This is a genomic window from Pseudomonas sp. GW821-FHT02H09 (assembly GCF_059421425.1).
Window position 1 is genome coordinate 40,488 of record NZ_JBWKVA010000027.1, and the last position, 24,238, is coordinate 64,725.

Genomic DNA, 24,238 nt, shown 5'->3' on the forward strand with positions numbered 1-24,238 from the left:
CGGCCGTAATACCTGACGCCGCGCTCCCGAAGCAAGATAGGGGACTCAGGTTTTACGACCGCTACGCGGCCGAACGCAGGCTACGCCAGCTGCTACAACGACGGCCGCGCTCGCTGCTAGACTGGGGTCTTTTCCACGCAGCGTGTTCCCGATGCTTTTCCTGCCATGAGCCTGGGTCCCTTCGACTGGCTACCCAGCGCGCCCCTTGAACACCTTCATCTGGATTGGTTGACACAGGCCAATATTCAGGTTGCCATCCTGCGTCTGGACCTCATCGACCCGCTGATCTGCGGCAACAAGTGGTTCAAGCTGATCAAACATCTGGCCGCAGCCGATCAAGTCGGGGCCAAGGGCATCATCAGCCTGGGCGGTGCTCACTCCAATCATTTGCACGCGCTGGCAGCGGCGGGAAAGCGTTTCGGTTTTCCCACTGTCGGTTTGCTGCGTGGTCACCCACAAGAAACCCCGACCGTACTGGATTTGCAGGCCTTCGGCATGCAGCTGCATTGGCTGGGTTATGGCGGCTATCGCGCGCGGCATGAGCCTGGCTTCTGGCTGCCGTGGCAAGTGCAATACCCGCATTTGCAACCAGTACCCGAAGGCGGGGGCGGTTTACCCGGCGCGCAAGGGTGCGCGGGATTGCTGGAGATGGCGCGCAATCAACTGAGTGCACTGGGCTGGAGCGACTATGACGCCTGGTGGCTGGCCGCCGGGACAGGGACCACACTGGCCGGTCTGGTGCTGGCCGAGGCGGGGGCGCATCCGGTCTATGGCGCGTTGGCAGTGCCTGATGATCATGGGGTCGCTCAACAGATCGAGACGATAGTCCGGCAAGCAGGATTATGCGATCCGGTGTATGAGCTGTTCGATGGCAGTCGCGGCGGCTTCGCCAAGGTCGATCCGGCGTTGCTTGAGTTCATCGAGTTGACCGAGAAGCACAGTGGTATACCGCTTGAACCGCTGTACACCGGCAAAGCACTGTTGGCGCTCAAACAACAGATCGAAGCGGGGGGCCTGGCCCAGGGAGCACGATTGATCTTTGTGCACACCGGCGGTTTGCAGGGCCGTCGGGGATTCACGGCTATGGGTAAGGATTAGCCGCGTTTTGGCATCATCCGCAGCAGCGTGTTATCGCGCACCACATAGTGGTGATACAAGCTGGCCACGGCGTGCAGGCCAATCAGCCAGTAACCGATGGTACCGCCCAGCTCGTGCCAACCCTGGAGCTGCTTGGCAAATGCCTTGTTTTCGTGAACCAGCAACGGTAAGTCCACCCCGTAGAACATGACCTGGTTGCCCTTGGCACTGGTAATCAGCCAGCCGAGGATGGGCATGGCGATCATGAATACGTACAGCGCCAGATGCATCAGTCTGGATACAAGCATCTGCCAGCCAGGTGGCGTCGGCAGGATTTTCGGCGCGACACCGAGGCTTCGTGCGAACAGGCGCAGCCAGACCAGCAGGAACACGGTCAGGCCGAGCATGTAGTGTGCTTCCGTGATCAAGGTCCGACCACCGCTGCCCTTGGGGAATATGCCGCGAAATTCGATACAGGCGTAGACCACTGCCAGCAACACCAGCATCAACCAATGCAATGCAATCGACACCGTGCTGTAACGCGACTCGGTATTTGTCCAGGGCATGCGGTGTCCCTCACTTATCAGGTCACAAGCCTCCGTTCTTGCTCGACGGAGTTCTATAACTGTAATCCTGTTTCTGTGGGATTGCCTGAGGCAGATCAGGCTTTTCTTCGGCGTATAAATACTCTGGGATGGTTATCCGACACAAAAAAGCGGCAGCCCCGATCAAGGGCTGCCGCTTTTTTGTGTCGCGTACCGGGGATCAGTTGGTTTGTGGCATCTCACCATTGGCCAGACGCTTGTTGATATCGGCGATCACCTCCGGGAGGTCGGTGATGGTGTCGATCATGTAATGCGGGCGGGAACCTTCGAACATCGCATGAATACGCTTGCGTTCGCTGGCCAGTTCCTCACTGCCCAAGGCGCGGTAGCCCTCGTAGGTCAGGCCCAGTGCATTACCCGAGCAGATCAGCGCCACGGTCCACATGCCGGCACGACGACCTTCCAGAATGCCAGGGACGGTGTCGTCGATCTTGACGCAGGCAGCGACGTCATCGATGCCCAGCGCGATCACGTTGGCGAGTGCCTGAGCAGGCCACGGGCGACCGTTCGGGACTTCATCGGTGGCGACCACATAATCAGCAACATAGCCGTTGGTGGCCGCCAGTTCGACGACTTTGTCCATCACCTGCTTCGGATAACCGGAGCAGGAGCCGATCCTGATGCCTTGCTGACGCAGGTTGGCGATGGTGTCCAGGGCGCCGGGGATCAGCGCCGAGTGCTCGGCGATTTTCTCGATCTGCAATGGCATGAAGCGCTGATAGATGGCGGTGACATCGTCGTCGGTCGGTGCGCGACCGAACACCTTGCGATAACGCTCGGCAACTTGCGGCTGGTCGCACAGGGTGCGGATGTGGTCCCACTTGCCCATCCCCATCGGGCCACGGGCCTCTTCGATGGAGACCTGAACGTCGAATTCGGCGAAGGCTTCGACGAAGATCTGGGTCGGCGCGAACGAGCCGAAGTCGACGACAGTGCCGGCCCAGTCGAGGATGGCGGCTTGAAGTTTGGTTGGGTTGCTGTAGTTCATGTCTCTAATCCTGTGTGTGGGCATGATGAATTACATACCCGTAGCAGCTGGCGAGCTGCGCGAGCCTGCGTTCGGCTGCGAAGCGGCCGCAAACCATGCGGTTCGGTCCACCTGAAACACCGCGGTGGTTGATTTGCGACTGCTTCGCAGCCGAACGCAGCCTCGCAGGCTCGGCAGCTGCTACGGGAGGTCGTGATCAGATTTCCAGCACTTCCATTTCCCGCAGTACGTCCGCCACCGCTGCCACGGCCGCGTGCATCTCGGCTTCATTGACGTGGCCGATGCAGCCGACACGGAAGGTTTCGACTTGGGTCAGCTTGCCGGGATAGAGAATGAAGCCCTTGGCCTTGACCCGTTCGTAGAACTCCTTGAACTGGTAGCGCGGATCTTTCGGCGCGTGAAAGGTGATGATGATCGGCGCCTGAATCGCCGCCGGCAGGAAGCTGCGCAAGCCCAGCCTGGCCATTTCATCGAGCAAGACTTTGCAGTTATTGGCATAACGCTGATGACGCGCCGGCAAACCGCCTTCTTCGTTGTATTGCAGCAGGGCTTCGTGCAGCGCCGCGACCACGTGGGTCGGCGGGGTAAAGCGCCACTGACCGGTTTTGGCCATATAGCTGTGCTGATCAAACAGGTCCATCGCCAGCGAATGCGAGTTGCCGGCGGCATTGGCCAGTGCCTCCTTGCGAACAAAGACGAAGCCCATCCCCGGCACGCCTTCCAGGCATTTGCCAGACGCGGCGATCAGCGCCTCGAACGGCACTTGTCGGGCATCGATCGGCAGTGCGCCGAAGGAGCTCATGGCGTCGATGATCAGCCGTTTGCCGTGCCGGGCAATCACCCGGGCAATTTCCGGCAGCGGGTTGAGGATGCCGGTGCTGGTTTCACAGTGGATCAGTGCGACGTGGGTAATGCTGGTGTCGGCCCGCAGCAGACGATCGACATCGGCGGCGGTGGTCGGTTCGTCTTCGGCGGTTTCAAAGGTACTGAACGAGCGGCCGAGCACTTCACAGATTTTCGCCAGGCGTTTGCCATAAGCGCCGTTGATCAGCACCAGCACCTTGCCGTCACGGGGCACCAGGGTGCCGATGGCCGCTTCCACGGAAAACGTGCCGCTGCCCTGCAAGGGTACGCAGTGATGGCTGTCGGCACCGTCGATGATCGCCAGCAGCTGTTCGCAAAGGCTGGCGGTCAGTTGATTGAAGCGGTCATCCCATGAACCCCAGTCGACCATCATGGCCTGACGGGTGCGGGCTGAAGTGGTCAATGGGCCTGGGGTGAGCAGGATTGGCTCGGCAGTACTCATGCTGATGTCCTCGCAAAACGCTTAGGGATGAAGGTACGGGGCATAAATTGCGGTTTGGCTTGTCATCAATCAAATTGTTTGTTGTTATGCCAGCCATCAGTGAGGCCGATAGATATGAACCTGTTCCAGCTAAGAGCGTTTGATGCTGTGGCCCGTGAAGGCAGCTTCACCCGGGCCGCTGCGCGTTTGTTCATCAGCCAGCCGGCGGTCACCGGGCATATCAAGGCGTTGGAGGAGCATTACCAGATCACCTTGTTACGGCGCACCGCACGGCGGGTGGAGCTGACGGAGGAGGGGATCAAACTGGCGGCGATCACTCGAGCCATGTTCGGCCTGGCCGAAGAGGCCCAGGCGATGCTTGAAGCCAATCGGCAGTTGCTCACCGGACGTCTGGAAGTGGCGGCGGACGGTCCGCACATGGTCATGCCGATGCTCGCCAGTCTGCGGGCGGCATACCCGGGAATCACCGTGAATTTACGCTTGGGCAATGCGCAGGAAACCCTCGCGGCGTTGCTGTCCGAACATGCGGATGTGGCGGTGCTGACCGAAGTTGAGCCGCGCAAAGGGCTGCACTTGCAACGATTGAGCGAATCCAGGATCTGTGCGTTGGTGCCGGCCAATCATCCTTGGCTGGCTTCGCCTGCGGGGATCGGCATCGAACAGTTGGATCAGGTGATCATGGTGTTGCGTGAGCCGAGTTCGATTACCCGTCGCACCTTTGACGACGCCTGTGGCCTGGCCAGCGTCAATCCGCGGGTGCTGCTGGAGCTGGACAGTCGCGAGGCGGTGACCGAGGCCGTGGCCGCCGAATTGGGTGTGGGCATCGTCTCGTCAGTGGAGGTCAGTCATGATCCGCGGGTGGCTGCCGTGCCGATCATTGGCGAAGGGCTGGTCAATCGGCACATGATCGGCTGTATGGAGCGGCGGCGGGATTTGCGCTTGATTCAGGCGTTTTTTGGGTTGTCACCCAGTGTCGGGTGAGTCTTGGAGACCGAGTCGCTTCCTTCGCAGGCAAGCCTCGCTCCTACAGATATGACGCGTACCCGTAGGAGCGAGGCTTGCCCGCGATGAGGGCCATGCGGCCTACACCAGACTCTCGCGAACCATCTCCAGAAAGGTCGCCACTACCCGTCGTGAACTTTGCTCGCGCAGGCATACCAGTGTCTCGGTCAACCGCCGTTTGCAATCGGTAATCGGCAGCGCACAGACCCGCGAGTCGGAGCCGAATTCCGCCGCTGACACCACGCCTACGCCAATTCCCACCACCACAGCTTCGCGCGCCGCTTCACGGCCCTCCACCTGAATCGCCGGACGGATGCGAAAGCCTGCCTGATTCATTTCCTCTTCCAGCGTCTGCCGCGTCACCGAGCCGATTTCACGCAGCACCAGCGGCGTGTCATCCAGGTCCGCCAGGCAGATCGACTGGCGGCTGGCCCACGGATGGTTGCGCGAAACGAACGCCACCATGGGGTCATTGCGCAGGGGGAGCGACAGCAGGCGTTCATCGCTGACATCGCGGCCAAGCAGGGCCAGGTCAGCCTGGTAGTTGAACAGCCGAAACAGTGATTCATCGGTGTTGCCGGTCTCGATTTTCACGCTGATACCGGGGTAGCGCTCACAGAAGCGGGCGATCTGCGGCAGTACGTGCACCGGTGCATCCACGGCGAGGATCAGACTGCCGGTCTGCAAGGCCTGAGAGTCGTGCAGCAGCTCCTGGGCTTCGGCTTCGATGACGAACAGGCGCTGAGTGATGCTCAGCAAGCGTTCGCCCAGATCGGTCAGGTGCACCGAGCGTTTGTTGCGATGGAACAGCAACACACCGAAACGCTCTTCCAGCTTGCGCACCTGGTCGGAAATCGCTGGCTGAGTCAGAAACAGGCGTTCGGCGGCGCGCGTGAAACTGCCGTGCACCGCAACGGCGTGGAACGCTTTGAGTTGGGCGTGAGAGACAGACATCGGATCACCAGTAACAAGCTGGGCTTATATTTGAAATACGATAAATCGATTTCACTTATTAATCAGTAATTGTTTTTATCGCCCTCAACCCCGGTGGCTGGTCGTATGACAGTCCTTGGCGGCCATGAGCCTGTGCGTGCGGAAGAACCTCCGACTACAGGGAAGCAACAGGACTCATCTGACCGGTATCGCTCCTCCTGAAGGGCGATATCGCGGTGCTCAACAATAAAAAAACAGGCGTTTTTCCCAATTCTGCCGGCACACTCACCCTGAGGTCAGACTCACAATGAATAAGCACATCGATACCATCAAGCGTTGGCGCGTGCAGATTTTTGCCATCACCTGGCTGGCCTACGCGGCCTTCTATTTCACTCGCAAAGCCTTTTCCGTGGCCAAACTGGGGATCGGTGAAGACCCCACCTTTCATCTCGACAAGATGATGATGGCCAACCTCGACGGCATCTACCTGGCGGCCTATGCCGTCGGTCAATTCACCTGGGGCATGCTCGCTGACCGTTTCGGGCCGCGGGTCGTGGTGTTGGGTGGCTTGTTGATTTCTGCCGTGGCGGCATTGGTCATGGGCAGCTTCGCGACACTGCCCATCTTTTTCACTTGTATGTTGATCCAGGGGTTGGCGCAGTCCACTGGCTGGTCGGGATTGTGCAAAAACATTGGCAGTTTCTTTCCCGCCGAGCAGCGCGGGCGGGTCTTGGGCTTGTGGAGCTCTTGCTACGCCTTCGGCGGCCTGGTGGCCTCGCCGTTTGCCGGCTGGTGGGCGTACACACTGATCGGTACCTGGCATGCGGCGTTTATATCCAGCGCAGCAGTGGTTGGTCTGGTAGCGGTGCTGTTCTTTATCTTTCAACGCAACAAACCTGAAGACGTTGGCTTGCCTGCCGTGGAGCCAGAGCCTGAACTGACCGCCGAGGAGCTGCAAGCCCGGAGCAAAATCAGTGTCTGGGAACCGCTGCGCGAAATCCTGCGCAACCGCACGGTGCTGACCCTCGGCTTCGCCTACTTCCTGTTGAAACCGGCGCGCTACGCGATTTTGCTGTGGGGGCCGGTGATTGTCTTCGAGCAAATGCCCTCGGTGGGCAAGGTCGGCGCGGCGATTGTGCCAACGGCGTTTGAACTGGCCGGTTTGCTCGGGCCGATCATGATAGGCCTGGCCTCGGACAAGGTCTTTGGCGCACGACGGATGCCGGCCTGTGTCTTGAGTCTGTTGGCGCTGACTGTATCGCTGGCATTGTTCATGGGGGCGTTGCACACCGGCAGTGTGCTGCTGGTGGTGGCCTTGTTGTTTTTCATGGGGCTGACCCTTTACGGGCCGGACTCGATGATCAGTGGCGCGGCGGCGATTGACTTCGGCACGGCCAAGGCCGGTGCGACGGCGGCGGGTTTCGTCAATGGTTGCGGCTCGGTCGGGGCGATTCTCGGTGGATTGCTGCCGGGTTACTTCGACACGGTCACGGTGTTTATCGTCTTCGCCGGTTGCGCGATGTTCTCCGCACTGGTCTTGATCCCGCACTGGAACAGCCGTCCGACAGGTCTCAAAGCGGATTGCGCCTTTGTGCCCAACGGGGCCATGCCCGTCAAACCGCTGCGTAGCTGAAATCCTATTGCCAAACAAACCCTGCTTGCCGTCGTGTCATGACGGCAGGTCGGAGTGTGGCCAACTGAACTGGAGATGTGCCCCATGCGACCATTCTGGCTGGAACAGGCCTTGAAGTCTGAGGCTTCAGAACCCTGCGAGCCGTTGCAAGGCGATACCAGCGCTGACGTTTGTATCGTCGGCGGTGGCTACACCGGGTTGTGGACCGCGATCATGCTCAAGGAGCAGAACCCCGAGCTTGAGGTGGTGTTGATCGAAGCCGATATCTGCGGCGCCGGTGCCAGCGGACGCAACGGTGGCTGTGCACTGTCCTGGTCGGCCAAGTATTTCACGCTGGAGCGGTTATTCGGTGTCGAGGAAGCGGTGCGGCTGGTCAAGGAATCGGAGCAAAGCATTTATGCCATTGGCGCTTTCTGCGAGAAATACGCGGTGGATGCCGATTACCGCCTCGATGGCACGTTGTACACCGCCACCAACCGGGCGCAGTGCGGGTCTACCGACGGGGTGATCGCCGCCCTCGAGCGCAATGGCATCAACTCTTTCGAAAAACGCCCTGTGGCCGATGTGCAGCGCATGGCCGGTTCCAGCAAGCATCTTGAAGGCTGGTATTCCCCGGCGGCGGCCAGCGTGCAGCCGGGCAAGCTGGTGCGTGGTTTACGGCGGGTCGCCTGGCAACTGGGTGTCCGGATTCATGAAAACACCGCGATGATCGGTCTGGAAGAGGGCAACCCCGCGGTGATTCAAACGCCGTACGGGAACATCCAGGCCGACCGCGTGGTGTTGGCGATGAACGCGTGGATGGCCCGGGCGTTCCCACAGTTCGAACGCAGTGTGGCGATCGTCTCCAGTGACATGATCATCACTGAGCCGCGTCCGGATCTACTCAAGGAAATCGGCTTGACCAGCGGTGTGACGGTGCTTGATTCGCGGATTTTCGTGCACTACTACCACAACACCCCGGACGGCCGAATCATGCTTGGCAAAGGCGGCAACACCTTTGCATATGGCGGGCGGATGCTGCCGGTGTTCGATCAGCCTTCACCTTACGAACGATTGTTGCGCAATAGTCTGGCGGAGTTCTTCCCGGCGTTTACCGATGTCGCGGTGGAGGCGACCTGGAACGGCCCCTCGGATCGTTCGGTCACCGGGCTGCCATTCTTCGGCCAGATGAGCGCCAGCGGCAACGTGTTCTATGGATTCGGTTATTCCGGCAGCGGTGTCGGGCCTTGTCATATGGGCGGGCAGATCCTCGCGTCGATGGTGCAAGGCCTGGACAATCTCTGGACCCGCTCGCCCTTGGTCAACGGCCCGTTGGGTTATTTTCCGCCGGAGCCGATCCGCTATCTGGGCTCATTGATGGTCCGCAACGCGATCCGGCGCAAGGAGCACGCCGAAGACCGCGGGCGCCGACCGCGGCATCTGGATGTGCGCCTGGCCAGGTTTGCGGCGGCAGCGGGCAAGGCCGACAAAGGCTGATCAGTCTTTCAGCGCCAGGTGTCTGGCTGTTCACCAGCCAATCGAAAACAGACCCGGTTCGGTGGCGGCGGCCCGAGTCAAACCCGATGTTATGGAGAAGTCGATCAGTCACTCGACTTTTTGGTCGATTGGGAACTTTAGGCCGTATAAACTTGCACAAAGCGTCGGCCAATAGATGTCTCGGCGCCACAGATCAAGAGAGTGAGTAATGGGCGCACAGTGGAAGGTTAAACACAAAGAAGCGGCATCCAATGCCAAGGGCAAGATCTTCGGCAAACTGGTCAAAGAAATTACTATTGCCGCGCGTAATGGTGCGGATGTGGCCACTAACGCGCATCTGCGGTTGGTGGTAGAACAGGCGAAAAAAGCCTCGATGCCACGCGAAACCCTGGAGCGTGCGATCAAGAAAGGCTCGGGTCAGCTTGGCGAAACCGTTCAATACCATCGCGTTACGTATGAAGGCTTCGCGCCTCATCAGGTTCCGCTTATCGTTGAGTGTGTCACCGACAACATCAACCGGACCGTCGCGGAAATTCGTGTGGCGTTCCGCAAAGGCCAATTGGGTGCTTCGGGCTCGGTTGCCTGGGATTTCAACCATGTCGGCATGATCGAAGCGTCCCCCGATAGCCCGGATTCTGATCCAGAGATGGCGGCTATCGAGGCTGGCGCCCAGGACTTCGAGCCGGGTGAAGAAGAGGGCACGACGTTGTTCCTTACCGAACCTGCCGATCTGGACGCGGTACAGAAAGCCTTGCCTGAACAGGGTTTTACCGTGTTGTCGGCCAAATTGGGCTACCAGCCTAAAAACCCGGTCAGTGGCTTGAGCGACGCGCAAATGGAAGAAGTCGAAGCCTTCCTTGCAGGGCTCGATAACCACGACGACGTGCAGGACATGTTTGTCGGTTTGGCGGGTTAAGAGCTTCTATCTGTAAGGGCTTCGTGGCTGCGAAAAGATCGCAGCCTGCGCCAGCTTCTACGGGATTGGCATCCATCCACACCACTGGCGGGTGTACGCAAATTCTGTAGGAGCTGCCGATAAGTTCGGGCCGCGTTCGGACGATCTTTTCAAGACGCCGCCGATTCTCGCAATGATTCAACCGCAACCCGTAGATCCTCACCAATCTCTACGAAACCCGGCCGAGCCAGCACATCCGCCTGGCAGCATCGGCTTTTCAACGCCAGCAATGGCTGTCGAGCAACCTCGCTCAACCCCGAGTCAATCCGCTCCAGCAATTCCCCCAACAAAATCCCGAACGCCCGCACCTCTATGCGTTGCAGGGCGCGTGTCTCGAAGCTGTCTGAGGTGGAGTGAAACGAAGCCGCGCCGAAGTCACCCAACAGGCAGTCGCCTTGAGCGTTCCACAGAATATTGTGGCCGTAGAGATCGCCGTGGGTGATGCCCTGTTGGTGCAAGTGTGCGGCGGCCGAAGCAATACCGCTGGCGATCCGCAATGCGGACGCTGCGCTGAACCGTGTGTTGGCTTCGTAGACATCGCGAGTGCAGGAAGCGAGGCTCGGCAACGCGGCCAGATTGCCATAGCTGGGGTCGATCAAATGCATCACCAGCCCGGCTTGTGCCTGCGGGTGGTCGACGATCCTGCCTTCGACCTTGATCAGGTTGGCATGTTGGCCCGCGGTGATGCAGGCATTCATTTCATGCTGCGGTGAGCCGTCACTGGTCATGCTGCCCTTGTAGAGCTTCACCGCAACCTCGCGCGCGGCTTGTGATGGCTGTTCCCACAGTGCCTGATGAATCACCCCGGAAGCGCCTTCGCCCAGTTTCTGCTGTAGATGCAGCTGTGACCAGGGAATGTGCGGGGTGGCGTCCAGAGCGCAAGCGTCCGCCTCTGATTCCAGCGGGTTACCCGCGTAAGCCAGCCAGGCCAGTCGTGGCAGCGATAACAGCCACTGCGGCAGCTCGGTCAGGCGGTTGGCAGCAATCCGGATCAGCTCCAGCTGATGGCATTGGCTCAGGCTCGCCGGCAGTTGTTGCAAGCAGTTTCCTGCGAGCATCAGTTTTTGCAAATGAGGTCTTTCGCCAAGCTCGGCGGGCAGTTCGCTGATGCGGTTGTCGGTCAGGATCAACCAGCGCAGCATCGGCGGCAGCGCGGCACCGGGGACGCGCTCGATGCGGTTGGCCTTGAACGCGATCATGCTCAGGCGGGCGCATTGGCCAAGACACGTCGGGAGTTCGGTGAATGCATTATCCGAGCAGAACAGAATTCGCAACTGCGTCAGCCGATGCAGGTCGTCCGGCAGTTGGCTCAAGGCATTGCCACTCAGGTTCAGCACCTCGAGGGAGTCCGCCAGTTCGAAGATCTCCTGAGGGAATTCGCTCAGCCCGCAGGACAGATCCAGACGTTTGATGCCCGCCAGTTGGCCGGCCCGAAGTTGTGCAAGGGTATCCATGAACAGATTCAATACTCGAAAAGAGAAGGGCGCGCGGCCATTGGAAATGGGCGCCATGATAACGATAAAGGGCCGCAGGTTGGATGGTTTATGACGCAGGGCCGACCTCAATCAACTGCCCTAATCGACTGCGGGTTCGCGCCAGGTCGATGGCGTCGCCGCCAAGGTGCTCGCGCAGAGGACGTTCGCCCAGCAATAGCAGGCGTTTGTCCTGGTCATACAACACGTCGATCAGATTGATAAAACGCTGCTGGGCGGCAGTTGAACAGTCGGCGAGGTTGGGCAGTCTATCGATGATCCAGGTGTCGAAGCGTCGGCACAGCTCCAGATAGTCCATCACGGCGGTGGGTTGTTCACAGAGGTCGCTGAAGTCGAAGCTGATGCTCCGTTCTTCGCACCGTCGTACCTGGAATTGTCGGGGGCCTACAGGCAGGGCAAACGTTGGGGCGTTTTGCTCGGGCAATTGCAATGCCTGGCGCTGAGCCGGGCTACTGGGCCAGACGTATTGCCCGTGAGTGAAGAGCTGCTGCGAATGAGTCCGTGCCTGGCTGCGGTAGTCATGGGGGCCGCCGACCTCCATGACATGCATGCGCGCATTGATCAGATCGATCACCGGCTTGAAGCGGGCGTGGTAAAGGGGGTTGGGCAGCAAGCCGGCCGGCGGGTAGTTGGAGGTGACCAGCAGCAGGATTCCACGCTGGAACAGCGCTTTGAATAGCCGGGTGATCAGCATTGCGTCGCCAATGTCGTGGACGTGGAACTCGTCGAAACACAGTACGCGGCAGTGCAGGAGTAGTTCATCCAGCGTGCTTGCCAGCGCATCGGACTGCTGGCGATGGCGGAACATGCCTTGGTGCAGTTGGACGAAAAAATCGTGAAAGTGCAAGCGCTGCTTTTCAGCCATCGGCAGAGCCTGGAAAAATCCATCCAGCAGCCAGCTTTTGCCACGGCCGACGGCGCCATAGAGGTATAGGCTACGCGGAGCATGCGCATTTGCGCCGGTTTTCAGCAAGCCATCGGCTTGCCGGGCCATGCAGTCGATTACCTGCTGTTGGCTGTGACTGAGGGTATAGCCTTGATCATGGGCTTTTTGGCGGAAGTATTCATGGATCACCCGTGCGCGTGCAGTGGCTTGCGACGGTCTTGCAAAGGCCTTGCCGAGAAGTTTACCCAGCGCTGGCCAGCGTGATGTGAGTCGTGAGCGGTTTGAAGGGTTCGTGGCCAATTGATGTCCCCCCATGGTCCAGAAGCCCGCCCATCATAGAGCCGGCGGGGTAATTTAACCAAAGGCGTGTTTCACCGGCCAGCGATCTTGAGCAGGCAACCCCTTGAAATCAGGCGCACACAGGTCTTGCTGATTAACCAAACACCGGCAGATTTTACGTAGCAACGCAGACTTCAAAACGGTGCCTGCGTTTCTACACGGCCTGGACCGACAGCTGCCTGTCAGGAAGGGCTGCATTCCACGGCCCTTACCGGACACTGAAGCGCTTCAGAGCGACTTCTTCTTTCTATTCCACCTGCCGGCTGTGCAACCCACCTCATTCAAGGGTTAAGGAAGTCTTGATAGTTGGCCTTGGTAATTAGCTGATAGGGAATGGTCAACTGTGCCGTATAGGGTTCTTTCCTGATCATCTTTAGTGCCAGATCAATGGAGGCGATGGCTTGGCCTTTGTTGTCTTGGTAGACGGTCACCAGCAGTTGGTCCTTCTTGATCGCGTCCAGGCCGGCGGGGCCGCCGTCGCTGCCACCGACCAGGATGTCTTTGCCCGGGTGCATGCCGGCCTGGCTGATGGCCATCGCCGCGCCAATGGCCATTTCATCGGCGTTGGCGGCTACCGCATCGATTTTTTTGCCCGACAGAATCCAGTTGTTCATCAGGTCCATGGCCTTACTCCGCTGCCACTCGGCGCTCTGTTCTTCGACCACGTGGATGTCCGGATAGCTTTTGAGCACTTCCTTCACCCCTTGGGTGCGGTTGTGGGTGGCGTTGTTGGAAAGCAGGCCAAGCATGATCGCCAGATTGCCCTTGCCACCCATTTTTTCCGCCAGGTAGCGCATTTGCATCTCGCCGGCCTTGATCTCGTCCGAACCCACATAGCCGACGCCCGGCGGCAGTTCGGCCTGGTCGGGGCGGCGGTTGACATAGACCAGGGGAACGCTGGCCTTCTGCGCGTCATTGGTCATCCTTTGCGTGGCAGCGGTATCCACCGGGTTGACGATGATCGCGTCCATGCCCTGGGCGGTGAAGTTCTGCAGCTGGTTGAGCTGGCGCACCACATCGCCCTGGGCGTCTTCGAATTGCAGAGTCACCCCCGGCAGTTCCTTGGCGTGGGCGGCCATGTAGTCGCGCATCTGCGCCAGGAACACATCATCCACCTGGGCGATGCTGACGCCGATGCGGATATCGGCGAGTGCCAAGGGGGCGAAGAGGACGGCGAAGAGGTAGGTCAGGAGTCGTTTTTTCATGGTTTCAGTCCGGTTTTGTTGTTGTTTTTGAACACGTTGGAAATAGGGTCATGCCTGGCGTTTGGCGCTCATCTGCGCCACGCGCTCGGCAAAGGTCGCGTAGGTCCAGCGTTCCGTCAGCGCTTGCAGCATCAGTTGCTGCCCGGTCTGCGGGGCCAGGCCGTGCAGGGGCGGATCGGTGTCCAGGTTGGTGGGAAAGGCGTAGCCGTCGGCGGTGCAGGCAATCACTGCGTCCAGCTCTTGCGCGTTCAGTACCTGATCCGCCAACCGCTGCAGCAGGCAGGGGTAGAGCGCCAGCATCATGCGTTCGCGGTTCACGGTTTCCATGGGCCTGCCGAATGCCGAGGAGATTTGCAGCAGGTTGGCCATGCGCTGGCGGTCCGGCGTGTGATTGCTGCCGGCAGCGTGGAACAACGCCGGATTGAAAAACAGCAAGTCGCCCTTGCTCAGAGGCAGCTGTACTGCATGGTGCTGGAAATAGTCGATGAATTCAGGGCGGCGCCAGGCCAGATAACCCAGGGCGTACTGCTGGGAAAACGGAAGCAGCAGGGTCGGGCCGGTTTCCAGTGGCATGTCGGAGTGGGCCACGGCCCCTTGCAATGTCAGGTACTGCGACAGCGCATGCAGGGGCAACGGGAAGCGCTCGACTACTTCCTCTGTCTGGAAGCCCAGGTGGTAGTCACGATGGGGCTGTTGCGCCTGGCCGCCCGGATGCACCACGTTGACCTGGGCCGTGACTTGAAAGCCGGGGCCCAGCCAGGCTTCGGCAATCAACCCCAGTAGCGGGTTGGCGTAGTACTCGACAAAAGACGACGGAGATTGCAGCGCCGCCTTTTGCAACGAATTCCAGATGCGCCCGTTGCTGCCGGCCTTCGCGAAGTGATCGGCGCTGAAGCCCTGGGCGGCTTCCTTGGCGAAGATTGCTTCGAACACCTGGCTGTGGCGATCGACCACGTCCAGGTCTGCATAGCCCTGGCGCACAACCATGACCCCGGGGCCGTCGCGAAACAGCCGGTGCAATTCGTTCAGCACTTGCGCGCGATCGCCGTCGCGTAAAGCCTGCGCGTGATAGATCGGCACGTTGCCTTGCACTTCGCTGCAGTGGGAATATTCCTCGGGATTGACCTGTTGTTCGCAGAATCGGGCGAAGTCCTGCAACTGCACTGAATCGGCACGCACAAAAGCTGACAGCGGCTGATTCATCGCGCGCCTCCCGTCAGGCTCAGCGGGCGGGCGGGGCGCGGAGCGGTGTCGTCGCCGCAGCCGATCACGCCTTGTTCCAGATCGATCAGTGTGCCGGTCATCATTCCCGATTCGCGGGACAGCAGGAACGCAACGCTCTGCGCCACTTCCTCGGGTTTGAGCAGGCGGCCAAAAGGCTGCGCGCGCTCGACAGTCGCCAGCCAGCCATTCTCGGCACCATGGTAGCGGCGCTGGATTTCGTCCTCATGGGGCGTGTCCATCCAGCCGATGTTCAGGCCGTTGACCCGGATGCGGTTGCGCAGGGCGCTGAAGGCCACGTTTTTGGTCAGTATCGCCAGGGCACCTTTGGAGGCCGAGTAAGGCGTCAGATACGACTGCCCGCCGTGGCTGACGATGCTTTGGATGTTGACGATGGCGCCTTCCACGCCTTGGCTGATCATCAGTTTCAGCGCTTGCTGCATGAGGAAGAACGGTGCTCGCACGTTGACCGCGAATAGGCGATCGAACAGTTCAGGGGAGGTGTCGAGGATGCCGCCGCGATCAGACATGCCGGCGCAGTTGACCAGGCCATGGAGGGTGCCGAAGCGGGTGCGGGCAGCCTCGATCACCGCACGGCAATCCTCGACTCGCTCCAGGTCGGCCTCGACGAAAAATGCCTGGCAATCGAGTTCCGCCAACTGGCGCACCTGGGCCTGGCCCTGGTCCGCGCGGCGTCCGCAAATGATCAGGCCGGCGGCGCCCCGGCGCGCCAGGGTATGGGCCACCGCCGCACCGAGGCCTTGGGTGCTGCCGGTGACGACAAAGTACTGACCATTGAACGAGGTAGTGAGGTCGGTTTGAGACATGTGGTTCTCCTGGATTCTTGTTGTTGTCCTTACGCCGGCTCGACGCCTGGCGAAACTGAGACTAGCATTGGCATAACCTCAGTAATGCCCAAAAAGACCTCAAGAAAACCTCAGGTTTAAAACGATGCTCGAACGTGCCAAACACTTTTCCATCAAGCAGATCGCTACCCAGGCGGGCGTCAGCAAGGCGACGGTCGATCGCGTGCTACACCAGCGCGGCAGCGTGCATTACCAGACCCACCGCCGCATCGAGCAGGCCCTGAGCGAACTTGAGGCTCAGGAGAAGAATGGCCTGGCGGCGGGGCGCACTTTCCATGTCGACGTGATCATGCACACGCCGCAACGCTTCAGTGCGGCGGTGCAGGCGGCGATGACCGCGCAATTGAGCAGTCTGGCGCCGTTTCGCATCGCGCCGCGGTTTCACTTGTTTGAAGAAATCGAACCACAGGCGATGCACGACCAGTTGCTGCGCTGCGTAAATACCGGCAGCCAGGGCGTGGTGCTCAAGGCCGCCGATGAGCCGGCGGTAAACCTGGCGATCAAGCAACTGGCCGCGGCTGGCATTCCGGTGGTAACCCTGGTCACTGACTTGCCGCACAGCGAGCGCATCGGCTACGTCGGCATGGACAACCGCACTGCCGGGCAGACCGCCGCCTACCTGTTGTCGCGCTGGCTAGCCCCGGCACCACAGGACGTCGCCGTGGTGATTGGCAGTGAGCTGTTTCGTGGTGAGGAAGAACGGGAAATGGGCTTTCGCATGTGGCTGCGCAGCCGTGCCGACCATTTGCGGGTGCTGGACATCAGCGGTGGCTACGGGGTTTACGAACGCACCTTCGAGCGTGTGATCGAGGCGCTGAAACAGCATCCCGACCTCAAGGCGGTCTACAGCGTGGGCGGGGGCAACCGGGCGATCGTCGACGCGTTCGCCGCGCTGGATCGCCCGCTTGAGGTGTTTATCGGCCACGACCTGGACGAGGAAAACCGTCAATTGCTGGCGGAGGAAAAAATCGCCGCGATCATCGACCACAACCTGCAGATCGATGCTCGCCAGGTATTCCTGCATATTCTGCAGTTTCATCGCCTGTGGAAGGCCGGGCCGATTGCGCCGTCACAGGTGCAGATCGTTACGCCGTTTAATCTGCCTTACTGATTCACCGGTTTTACGCCGGACGAATGCCTTCGTAGGCATCTTGCAACAGCTGCCGGATGGCTTTTGCTTCTATCGGTCTTGGATTCCAGTAGGGGTTGGACAAGGCAATATCCGTCGCGCGATCCAGGTCGGCTTCGGTCAAGCCCAGATCCTTGAGCCGGGTCGGTGCGCCCAGTGAGCTGGACAGGTCGAACAGTGCCGCCGCCGGGCTGCAATCCTCAACGTTCAGCGCCCGGCAAATGCGCGATAGACCCGCAGCGGCAGATTGATTGTAGGCAATAGCGTGTGGCAGCACGATGGTATGGGTTTGTGCATGGGGCAAGTTGAAACTACCGCCCAGGGTGTGACAAAGCTTGTGATGCAACGCCATGCCGACGTTGCCGAGCACGGTGCCGCAGAGCCAGGCACCATAAAGACAATCATCGCGGGCGTCGAGATCGCCCGGGTTGTGACGGATAGCCTTCATGCCAGCGGCGAGCGCCCGAATGCCTTCCTCGGCCATCAGTGACATCACCGGATTTCCGTCCTGGGCATATAAGCCTTCGGCGGCGTGGGCAATGGCGTTCATGCCGCTGGTGATGGACATGTCGACGGGCAGGCTGACGGTGAGCTGCGAGTCGTAGATCACGGTTTTGGGAAGCACGCGCGGATCTTTGCCGGTGCGCTTGAGACCATTTTCGGTAAGACCGAATACCGGCGTCATCTCAGATCCGGCATAGGTGGTTGGTATCGCCAGGATAGGCAACCCGGAATCCATTGCTATTGCCTTGCCGAGCCCTGTGGTTGAGCCGCCGCCAATGGCCACTGCGCAATCGGCGCCCAGCTTGCGTGCCAGTTCGCGGGCTTCACGGGCGGTTTCGATGGGCACGTGCATGACGGCCTTGTCGAAAATGTCTGCTGCGCGGCTGCCGAGTAATTGGGCAATATGTTCGGCTTGGGCGCGTTGTTCTGGAGTGCAGAGGACTAACGCGCGCTTGGCGCCCAGTCGATCGATTTCCGCTTCCAACTGTTGCAGCGAACCTTGGCCGAAGATGACGCGCGACGGTTGACCGTTATAAATAAAGGGGGACGTGGACATAAGTCTATTCTCCGCAAACAGGTAGGGATGATGAGCTCTTGGCGACAGGGGTAGGCTGATAGGCAAACAACTGCCAATTCATTCCTGTCCTCAGCCAGACATTTAACGTTCGGTTCTGGATTGTTTTAGCCACGCCATGGGAAGTGATATCGGCGACCATTTCGCCAAAGACGATGGCGGTGTCTCCTGATTGATAGACCTTATGAACAACGTGTTGAATTCGGTGATAGATAGAAAGTCCATCACGCAAGTTCTTCACAAAGCTGTCGCGGTTATCCACTTTGCCACTGGAGTGGACATAACTGAGTTCGGGATGAAGTAGACGCTGAATGTTCTCCAGGTCATTACTTTGCATCGCTTGATAACGTTGTTCTTCCAGTGCTGAAATCAACGCAGTGATGGACGGCTCGTTGCTCATGGGGCCCTCGAGATTGGAATTAGCCAGGTGATCGACGACTACGCCTTCGTCAGGAAGAAATCGAACTCCAGGGTATAAAAGGGATCGCTGCTGACAGTCCCATCCGGAGTCTCGCCGGGAGGTTGTTGAGTCCAGTGGGTGATCAGTGAAGAACGCACGCCGAACACGGCATCGGAATCAAGGTAGGGATCACCTTCGCGGAAAACGTGGGTAACCAACCGTTTGTAACCGGGTGCACCAATCACGAACTCCAGGTGCGCCGGGCGCCAGGCGTGGCGATTGAGCGCGGTGAGCATTGTGCCAACTGGACCGTCATGGAGTACGCGGTGGCTTTGCGGCACGGCGGTGGAAAAAAAGTATCGGCCGAGCTGGTCGGCTTGTAGCAAGGCACGCTCGGTGTCGCTTGCCACAGGATTATTCAAGTCGCCACCTGCCTGGCTGACCTGAATGGCAGCGGACGGCAGCGGATTGCCTTTGGCGTCACGAATGGTGCCCCGCATGTACCCTTTGGCGCCGTGGAGCCCGGCACTGATGTCGGCGCCCAGGTCATACACCGTGGTGTTCTGAATCTCTGGCACGTCGAAGGCTGTTGCCTCGGTGCAACCCGACGGCTTCCTGTCATTCTGAGCCAGCACCAGGGTCGACAGCCCCAGCGTGTGTGACAGCAGCACAAACTCCTGGCGATTGGACGAGCAGGCCTTGCCCACTTGTTCGAGAAAATCAATGCCGTTTCGCCATTCCTCTTCCGTCAGTTTGGTGTCGCGAGCGAAGGCATGCAGATGTTGTACGAGGCTGGTCATTACCTCGCACAAGCGCGCATCAGTGGTGCTGCTATTACGCGCCAATACGGCTTGCGTAATGGTCGCTTCGTCCAGATTTCGCATCTTGACTCCTTGATTTTCTTAGGCCCAAGCACGCTTGGTGATTGGCGAGATACGTCTTGGGCCGCTCTTTTCAGCTCATAGCGCTGCACGTTATAGTTCCGCACAGCGTTGAAAAAGGCCGCCTGCGAAATTCTTTATTTCATATATGAAAAAATAAAAACGGAGCACTGAATGGATCGGCTGACCGAACTGGAACTGTTTGTCACCACGGCAGAAGTCGGGACCTTGACCAAGGCGGCAGAAATACTCGGGTTATCCAATGCCGCTGCAAGCAGGCACTTGGTGGCATTGGAGCAACGGCTCAACGTCAGGTTGATCGACCGCAACACGCGGCGCCTGGCCCTGACCAACTCCGGCCATCAGTTCTATGCGAGCTGCAAAAGCCTGCTCGGTGAATTGAAGGAAGCCGAGGCTTCGCTCAGCGAATCGCTGGTGCAGCCGGTTGGCACTTTGACGATTACCTCTTCAATCTCGTTCTGCATGCTGCATATCGCGCCGCTGATCCCGGCGTTTCGCAAGAAGTACCCGCATATCACGGTCAAAGTGCTGGGTGAGAACCGCTACTACGACATTATCGACAGCGAAATCGATCTGGCGATCAGGACCAAGGAATACGAGCCGGACTCCAATATCACCATTCGCCGCCTCGCCGAAACGCGTCGGGTGCTCGCCGCTTCACCGGGATATCTGCAGCGAAAGGGCACGCCCAAGACCATCGACGATCTGGCCAGCCATGATCTGTTGCTTTACAGCCACGCCAATCAGCCGCGGGTCATGCGCTTTACCAAAGGAGATGAAGAACGTGTGGTCAAGGTCGACCCTATCCTGGAAACCAACGATGGGCAGATTGTCCGCGCAGCGGCCTTGGCCAACGGTGGCATCCTGGTACAACCGAAGTACATCATCAATGCCGACCTGGTGGCGGGGCGTTTGATTCCGGTGCTGGATGATTGGGACTTGCCTCGCCTGACGATTAACATGGCTTTTCAAAGCCGTCGTTATATGCCGACCAAGCTGCGTGTATTCATCGATTTTCTGCTCGCGGACTTTGCCGAGCACGAGTACGAGCGTTACTGGACGCGCTAGAGCACTTTGAACGGCGACATTAATGGCCTCTGCTTTCGCCCGCACGAGTCATAAAGAACGTTAAATCCACCGGAAACTTTGCCAAGTGCAAGGTTGCGGCCAGCTATTGCCTGCCGATTTCCGATTATTCAATGCCACCCCTAAACCCTTTGCCGACCCTTCGTGTCGGGTATCGCGGCTGCCTGCAGTTTTCCACTTAGCGGAAAACACATTTGCCGTAGAGGCATTTTTTTTCCGTTTCAATGGAAGTAGTCTCAATTCCACTGAGCGTACAAATAATTTCAATAAGGTTGACCTCATGTCCAACAATCAAAATGCCTCCAGTGCTTCGTCAAAGATTCTTTGGCGTATCGCAGCCATCACCACCATGGGGTCGCTGGGATTTGGTTACGACACCGGAGTGATCTCCGGGGCGCTGCCGTTCATGACGCTTGATGTCAGCCAAGGTGGGCTTGGCCTGACGCCCATGACGGAAGGGCTGGTGGCTTCCTCGCTGATTTTTGGTGGCGCTTTCGGCGCTTTGTTCGCGGGTCAATTATCCGACCGCTATGGTCGCCTCGGCGTGCTCAAGGCCTTGGCCATATTGTTTGCACTGGGTGCGCTGGGTACCGCCGTAGCACCTGATATATGGACCATGGTCGTTACCCGTTTCATTCTGGGTATCGCCGTCGGCGGTGCGTCATCCACCGTGCCGGTGCTGATCGCTGAGTTGGCGGCTCCCAGACACCGTGGTCGGCTGGTGTGCCAGAGCGAGTTGATGATTGTCTCTGGCCAATGCCTGGCCTACATCACCAGCGCCGGCCTGGCGCACCTGTTCGACAGTCCGTACATCTGGCGCTACATGCTGGCCATTGCGCTGATCCCGGCGGTGCTGCTGTACGTTGGAATGCATTTTGTACCGACCTCGCCACGTTGGCTGGTCAGCAAAGGTCGTATTGCCGAAGCCAAAACGACCTTGGCCGGTATCCGTGATACCCAGCGCGAGGCGGACCGCGAGCTGAAGGAAATCATTGCCCAGTGCAACGTTGAACGGCATCACACCGGCGTGCTCGGCAAGCTCAACGAACCCTGGCTGCTCAAGCTCCTCGCCATTGGTATCGGCCTGGGTTTCGTTATCCAGTTCACCGGTGTCAATGCGTTCATGTACTACACGCCGATGATTCTCAAAGAGACTGGGATGGGTACTAATGCCGCACTGATCGCAACGATCGGCAATGGCATGGTTTCGGTGATTGCCACCTTGATCGGTATGTGGGTGATCAACCGCATGGGCCGTCGCTCGATGCTGCTGCTGGGGCTGACCGTCGTGGTGCTGGCACAAATCTTCCTTGGTGTCGTGCTCAACTTCATGCCGCATTCGCTTCTGCAAAGTTACCTGGCGTTGTCCGGCGTGCTGGTGTTCCTGTTCTTCATGCAAATGTGCATCGGCCCGGTGTATTGGCTCTTGATGTCGGAGCTGTTTCCGACTCACGCCCGGGGCTTGATGAATGGCATTTCAGTGAGCGTATTCTGGATTTTCAATGCCATCGTCGCCTTCGTCTTCCCGGTCCTGCTGAGTGTGATGGGCGGCATGACCTTCTTCCTGTTCGCCGTGGTGAACATCGGCTCGATCATCTTCTGCACCTTGTGGTTGCCAGAGACCAAGGGCCTGACCCTTGAAGAAATCGAACAGCAGATGAAGCAGCGTTTCAGCGGGCGTAAATGGCGCGCTGTCGACGTTAAAGCGTATTGAGAACTGCTATTGCGCATGCCGGCGCCCAACCTTAAAAGCCGGCCGGCCTTCAAGAATAACGATCAAGGATCTCGAATCATGACTGCTCACCTGGACACCGACATCGCCATTGGCGGCCTTTTCGAAGAGGAAAATTCCGCCGAAATCGTCAATGCCCGAATCTCTGCCGACGCCAACCCGCGCCTGGCAGAAGTCATGGCGGTATTGACCCGGCATTTGCATGCAGCCATCAAGGAAATCGAGCCGACTCACGATGAGTGGTTCAAGGCCATCGAGTTCCTGACTCAGACCGGACAAATGTGCACCGACTGGCGTCAGGAATACATCCTGCTGTCGGACGTGCTGGGTGCGACCATGTTGATCGATGCGATCAACCATCGCCGGCCAAAGGGTGCCACGCCCAATACCATTCTCGGCCCGTTCTATGTGGCCAATGCGCCGCACTACGAAAACGGCGCGAACATCTGCCTGGACGGCAAGGGCGAACCGACGCTTGTCAGCGGACGGGTGCTGGATACGGCAGGCCGGCCGATTGCCGGCGCCACCCTGGATATCTGGCAGACCAACGACGATGGCTTCTACGACGTGCAGCAGAAAGGTGTGCAACCGGACTACAACCTGCGTGGGCTGTTCACCACCGATGCGGATGGCTACTACGCGTTCCGCACCGTCAAGCCGCGCCATTACCCGATCCCTGCCGACGGTCCAGTAGGCAAGTTGTTGGGTGATCTGGGCCGGCACCCGAACCGCGCAGCGCATCTGCATTTCATCGTCACCGCCAACGGTTACGACCAGGTCATCACGCATATCTTCACGCCCGACTGCCAGTATTTGCACGAGGACACCGTGTTTGGCGTGAAGAAAGAATTGATCGCCGAGTTCACGACTCAAAGCGATCCGGCAGTCGCGGAACGTTACGACTTGCCCGTGCCGTTCCTGGCGGTCAATTGGGACTTCGTCCTGACCCCGGTCTGATTAAACGAAAGCTGTTAGCGACCGTCCTCAAACCACTCACTCAAAAGTGATCGTCATGCCAAATAACAATATTGAACTGCTTGCCGCTTATTGGACCCTCGCTGGCGATACGTACCCCGGCGCACCCAGCGAGATCAGTCCGTTTTCCTTGCAGGACCGTGCACAAGCCGCCTCGAAAGCCGGCTGGAAAGGCATGGGCCTGGTGCACGCCGACCTTGTGCACAACGTCGCCAAGCTGGGTATCTCTACGGTGCGCAATATCCTCCAGGACAATGGTATCAAGCACCTGGAAGTCGAGTTCCTGACTGACTGGCACCTGGACGGGGAACGCCGCGCGGCTTCGGACAAGATCCGCGACGAACTACTGGAAGTCGCCGGCGAACTCGGTGCGCGTAGCCTCAAAGTCGCCGCCGGCCTGTTCGAAGATGGGCCGCCCGACGTACCGCGCATGCGTGAAACCTTTGCCCTGTTGTGCGACCGGGCCCATCCCTTCGGCGTCAATGTGGTGATCGAGTTCCTGCCGTTTTCCAGCGTGCGCACCATCGATCTCGCCATAGCGGTGGCCGAGGGCGTACGCCCCAACGGCGGCCTGTTGGTCGACACCTGGCACGTTGCACGGGGCGGTATGAGCTTCGACGAAATCGCCAAGATTCCGCTGGAGCTGATCAAGTCCATCGAGTTGGATGATGCCAACCACGCTATCGTCGAAACGCTGTTCAACGACTCCACGCACCACCGTAAATGCTGCGGCGAAGGCCAACTCGACGTGCCGGACTTTATTCAGCAAGTGGTCAATGTCGGCTACAACGGGCCTTGGGGAGTCGAACTGATCTCCGCTGAGCTGCGCAAGCTGCCGCTGGAAGTGGCGGCGAAGAAAGCCTTTGACACAACCATCGCGCAATTCGAAGGGATCAAGTTCCCGAATTGATGCGTTAAAGCCCATTGAAGTTTTGCTCGTCTACAACAACG

General features: G+C 59.1%; 22 protein-coding genes. 10 read left to right on the forward strand and 12 right to left on the reverse strand.

Annotated elements, in window-relative coordinates; translation table 11 throughout:
• Window positions 1-165 precede the first annotated feature (165 nt).
• Window positions 166-1,098: a 1-aminocyclopropane-1-carboxylate deaminase/D-cysteine desulfhydrase gene (locus AC07VR_RS27970; protein ID WP_495013175.1), complete on the forward strand. Its 933-nt coding sequence runs from the start codon at window positions 166-168 to the stop codon at window positions 1,096-1,098.
• Here AC07VR_RS27970 and AC07VR_RS27975 read toward each other — a convergent pair.
• The 3 genes from AC07VR_RS27975 to AC07VR_RS27985 all read right to left on the reverse strand — a co-directional run bounded on the left by AC07VR_RS27975 (window position 1,095) and on the right by AC07VR_RS27985 (window position 3,976).
• A complete protein-coding gene (locus tag AC07VR_RS27975) occupies window positions 1,095-1,643 on the reverse strand; it encodes a cytochrome b (RefSeq protein ID WP_494994102.1) in 549 nt (182 codons plus the stop codon). The genes AC07VR_RS27970 and AC07VR_RS27975 overlap by 4 nt on opposite strands.
• Window positions 1,644-1,842: 199 nt before the next feature.
• A complete protein-coding gene (phnX, locus tag AC07VR_RS27980; protein ID WP_495013176.1) occupies window positions 1,843-2,670 on the reverse strand; it encodes a phosphonoacetaldehyde hydrolase in 828 nt (275 codons plus the stop codon).
• 196 nt (window positions 2,671-2,866) lie between these two features.
• Window positions 2,867-3,976, reverse strand: coding sequence for a 2-aminoethylphosphonate--pyruvate transaminase (locus AC07VR_RS27985; RefSeq protein ID WP_495013177.1), 1,110 nt, complete (start codon window positions 3,974-3,976; stop codon window positions 2,867-2,869).
• A 114-nt stretch (window positions 3,977-4,090) separates the two neighbouring features.
• Between AC07VR_RS27985 and AC07VR_RS27990 the strand changes: the two genes are divergently transcribed.
• Window positions 4,091-4,957, forward strand: a complete 867-nt coding sequence (locus AC07VR_RS27990) for a LysR substrate-binding domain-containing protein (protein WP_495013178.1) — start codon at window positions 4,091-4,093, stop codon at window positions 4,955-4,957.
• Between the two features lie 102 nt (window positions 4,958-5,059).
• Here the strand turns inward: AC07VR_RS27990 and AC07VR_RS27995 are convergent, their stop codons facing one another.
• The gene (locus AC07VR_RS27995) at window positions 5,060-5,932 is read right to left on the reverse strand and encodes a LysR family transcriptional regulator (RefSeq protein ID WP_495013179.1); all 873 of its coding nucleotides are present in this window, start codon (window positions 5,930-5,932) and stop codon (window positions 5,060-5,062) included.
• 286 nt (window positions 5,933-6,218) lie between these two features.
• Between AC07VR_RS27995 and AC07VR_RS28000 the strand changes: the two genes are divergently transcribed.
• From AC07VR_RS28000 to AC07VR_RS28010, 3 genes are all read left to right on the forward strand, one after another.
• Window positions 6,219-7,544, forward strand: coding sequence for an MFS transporter (locus AC07VR_RS28000; RefSeq protein ID WP_495013180.1), 1,326 nt, complete (start codon window positions 6,219-6,221; stop codon window positions 7,542-7,544).
• A gap of 84 nt (window positions 7,545-7,628) precedes the next feature.
• Window positions 7,629-9,020 carry an FAD-dependent oxidoreductase gene (locus AC07VR_RS28005; protein ID WP_495013181.1) on the forward strand — a complete coding sequence of 464 codons (1,392 nt, stop codon included), beginning with the start codon at window positions 7,629-7,631 and terminating at the stop codon, window positions 9,018-9,020.
• A gap of 208 nt (window positions 9,021-9,228) precedes the next feature.
• Window positions 9,229-9,936 (forward strand): YebC/PmpR family DNA-binding transcriptional regulator, encoded by a 708-nt coding sequence (locus tag AC07VR_RS28010; protein ID WP_494994098.1) that lies wholly within the window; start codon window positions 9,229-9,231, stop codon window positions 9,934-9,936.
• Between the two features lie 149 nt (window positions 9,937-10,085).
• Here AC07VR_RS28010 and AC07VR_RS28015 read toward each other — a convergent pair whose 3' ends face one another.
• The 5 genes from AC07VR_RS28015 to AC07VR_RS28035 form a co-directional block, all read right to left on the reverse strand.
• Complete coding sequence (locus tag AC07VR_RS28015) at window positions 10,086-11,429, reverse strand: leucine-rich repeat-containing protein kinase family protein (RefSeq protein ID WP_494994097.1); 1,344 nt, start codon at window positions 11,427-11,429, stop codon at window positions 10,086-10,088.
• A gap of 88 nt (window positions 11,430-11,517) precedes the next feature.
• Window positions 11,518-12,654 (reverse strand): cell division protein ZapE, encoded by a 1,137-nt coding sequence (zapE, locus tag AC07VR_RS28020; protein ID WP_495013182.1) that lies wholly within the window; start codon window positions 12,652-12,654, stop codon window positions 11,518-11,520.
• Window positions 12,655-12,974: 320 nt separating this feature from the next.
• Entirely contained in the window at window positions 12,975-13,898 is a 924-nt protein-coding gene (locus AC07VR_RS28025; protein WP_495013183.1) for a sugar ABC transporter substrate-binding protein, read from the reverse strand.
• Window positions 13,899-13,946: 48 nt separating this feature from the next.
• Window positions 13,947-15,101 (reverse strand): phytanoyl-CoA dioxygenase family protein, encoded by a 1,155-nt coding sequence (locus AC07VR_RS28030; protein WP_495013184.1) that lies wholly within the window; start codon window positions 15,099-15,101, stop codon window positions 13,947-13,949.
• The gene (locus tag AC07VR_RS28035) at window positions 15,098-15,946 is read right to left on the reverse strand and encodes an SDR family oxidoreductase (protein ID WP_495013185.1); all 849 of its coding nucleotides are present in this window, start codon (window positions 15,944-15,946) and stop codon (window positions 15,098-15,100) included. Before AC07VR_RS28035 ends, AC07VR_RS28030 begins: the two co-directional genes overlap by 4 nt.
• A 124-nt stretch (window positions 15,947-16,070) precedes the next feature.
• On the opposite strand from AC07VR_RS28035, the gene AC07VR_RS28040 reads away from it, so the two are divergent.
• Complete coding sequence (locus AC07VR_RS28040; protein ID WP_495013186.1) at window positions 16,071-17,096, forward strand: LacI family DNA-binding transcriptional regulator; 1,026 nt, start codon at window positions 16,071-16,073, stop codon at window positions 17,094-17,096.
• Window positions 17,097-17,106: 10 nt separating this feature from the next.
• On the opposite strand, the gene AC07VR_RS28045 is transcribed toward AC07VR_RS28040, so the two are convergent.
• Genes AC07VR_RS28045 through AC07VR_RS28055 form a run of 3 tightly spaced genes read right to left on the reverse strand, consistent with a single transcriptional unit; the run spans window position 17,107 to window position 19,476 of the window.
• A complete protein-coding gene (locus AC07VR_RS28045; protein ID WP_495013187.1) occupies window positions 17,107-18,174 on the reverse strand; it encodes a maleylacetate reductase in 1,068 nt (355 codons plus the stop codon).
• Window positions 18,175-18,178: 4 nt separating this feature from the next.
• Window positions 18,179-18,592, reverse strand: a complete 414-nt coding sequence (locus AC07VR_RS28050) for a nuclear transport factor 2 family protein (protein WP_495013188.1) — start codon at window positions 18,590-18,592, stop codon at window positions 18,179-18,181.
• Between the two features lie 38 nt (window positions 18,593-18,630).
• On the reverse strand, window positions 18,631-19,476 hold the full coding sequence (locus AC07VR_RS28055) for a dioxygenase (RefSeq protein ID WP_495013189.1): 846 nt from the start codon (window positions 19,474-19,476) through the stop codon (window positions 18,631-18,633).
• 171 nt (window positions 19,477-19,647) lie between these two features.
• On the opposite strand from AC07VR_RS28055, the gene AC07VR_RS28060 reads away from it, so the two are divergent.
• The 4 genes from AC07VR_RS28060 to AC07VR_RS28075 all read left to right on the forward strand — a co-directional run bounded on the left by AC07VR_RS28060 (window position 19,648) and on the right by AC07VR_RS28075 (window position 24,197).
• Window positions 19,648-20,562, forward strand: coding sequence for a LysR family transcriptional regulator (locus tag AC07VR_RS28060; protein WP_495013190.1), 915 nt, complete (start codon window positions 19,648-19,650; stop codon window positions 20,560-20,562).
• 298 nt (window positions 20,563-20,860) lie between these two features.
• The gene (locus AC07VR_RS28065; RefSeq protein ID WP_495013191.1) at window positions 20,861-22,294 is read left to right on the forward strand and encodes a sugar porter family MFS transporter; all 1,434 of its coding nucleotides are present in this window, start codon (window positions 20,861-20,863) and stop codon (window positions 22,292-22,294) included.
• A 78-nt stretch (window positions 22,295-22,372) separates the two neighbouring features.
• Window positions 22,373-23,269, forward strand: a complete 897-nt coding sequence (locus AC07VR_RS28070) for an intradiol ring-cleavage dioxygenase (protein WP_495013192.1) — start codon at window positions 22,373-22,375, stop codon at window positions 23,267-23,269.
• 55 nt (window positions 23,270-23,324) lie between these two features.
• Complete coding sequence (locus AC07VR_RS28075; RefSeq protein ID WP_495013193.1) at window positions 23,325-24,197, forward strand: sugar phosphate isomerase/epimerase family protein; 873 nt, start codon at window positions 23,325-23,327, stop codon at window positions 24,195-24,197.
• Window positions 24,198-24,238: the final 41 nt, after the last annotated feature.

Excerpts from the sequence above, each read along its gene's own strand:
- AC07VR_RS28000 (WP_495013180.1), top strand. The coding sequence starts at position 6,219 with ATGAATAAGCACATCGATACCATCAAGCGTTGGCGCGTGCAGATTTTT.
- AC07VR_RS28075 (WP_495013193.1), top strand. The coding sequence starts at position 23,325 with ATGCCAAATAACAATATTGAACTGCTTGCCGCTTATTGGACCCTCGCT.
- AC07VR_RS28030 (WP_495013184.1), bottom strand. The coding sequence starts at position 15,101 with ATGAATCAGCCGCTGTCAGCTTTTGTGCGTGCCGATTCAGTGCAGTTG.
- AC07VR_RS27995 (WP_495013179.1), bottom strand. The coding sequence starts at position 5,932 with ATGTCTGTCTCTCACGCCCAACTCAAAGCGTTCCACGCCGTTGCGGTG.
- AC07VR_RS27975 (WP_494994102.1), bottom strand. The coding sequence starts at position 1,643 with ATGCCCTGGACAAATACCGAGTCGCGTTACAGCACGGTGTCGATTGCA.
- AC07VR_RS28050 (WP_495013188.1), bottom strand. The coding sequence starts at position 18,592 with ATGAGCAACGAGCCGTCCATCACTGCGTTGATTTCAGCACTGGAAGAA.
- AC07VR_RS28070 (WP_495013192.1), top strand. The coding sequence starts at position 22,373 with ATGACTGCTCACCTGGACACCGACATCGCCATTGGCGGCCTTTTCGAA.
- AC07VR_RS27985 (WP_495013177.1), bottom strand. The coding sequence starts at position 3,976 with ATGAGTACTGCCGAGCCAATCCTGCTCACCCCAGGCCCATTGACCACT.
- AC07VR_RS28015 (WP_494994097.1), bottom strand. The coding sequence starts at position 11,429 with ATGGATACCCTTGCACAACTTCGGGCCGGCCAACTGGCGGGCATCAAA.
- AC07VR_RS27990 (WP_495013178.1), top strand. The coding sequence starts at position 4,091 with ATGAACCTGTTCCAGCTAAGAGCGTTTGATGCTGTGGCCCGTGAAGGC.
- AC07VR_RS28065 (WP_495013191.1), top strand. The coding sequence starts at position 20,861 with ATGTCCAACAATCAAAATGCCTCCAGTGCTTCGTCAAAGATTCTTTGG.
- AC07VR_RS28005 (WP_495013181.1), top strand. The coding sequence starts at position 7,629 with ATGCGACCATTCTGGCTGGAACAGGCCTTGAAGTCTGAGGCTTCAGAA.
- AC07VR_RS28025 (WP_495013183.1), bottom strand. The coding sequence starts at position 13,898 with ATGAAAAAACGACTCCTGACCTACCTCTTCGCCGTCCTCTTCGCCCCC.
- phnX (WP_495013176.1), bottom strand. The coding sequence starts at position 2,670 with ATGAACTACAGCAACCCAACCAAACTTCAAGCCGCCATCCTCGACTGG.
- AC07VR_RS27970 (WP_495013175.1), top strand. The coding sequence starts at position 166 with ATGAGCCTGGGTCCCTTCGACTGGCTACCCAGCGCGCCCCTTGAACAC.
- AC07VR_RS28040 (WP_495013186.1), top strand. The coding sequence starts at position 16,071 with ATGCTCGAACGTGCCAAACACTTTTCCATCAAGCAGATCGCTACCCAG.
- AC07VR_RS28055 (WP_495013189.1), bottom strand. The coding sequence starts at position 19,476 with ATGCGAAATCTGGACGAAGCGACCATTACGCAAGCCGTATTGGCGCGT.
- AC07VR_RS28010 (WP_494994098.1), top strand. The coding sequence starts at position 9,229 with ATGGGCGCACAGTGGAAGGTTAAACACAAAGAAGCGGCATCCAATGCC.
- AC07VR_RS28060 (WP_495013190.1), top strand. The coding sequence starts at position 19,648 with ATGGATCGGCTGACCGAACTGGAACTGTTTGTCACCACGGCAGAAGTC.
- AC07VR_RS28035 (WP_495013185.1), bottom strand. The coding sequence starts at position 15,946 with ATGTCTCAAACCGACCTCACTACCTCGTTCAATGGTCAGTACTTTGTC.
- AC07VR_RS28045 (WP_495013187.1), bottom strand. The coding sequence starts at position 18,174 with ATGTCCACGTCCCCCTTTATTTATAACGGTCAACCGTCGCGCGTCATC.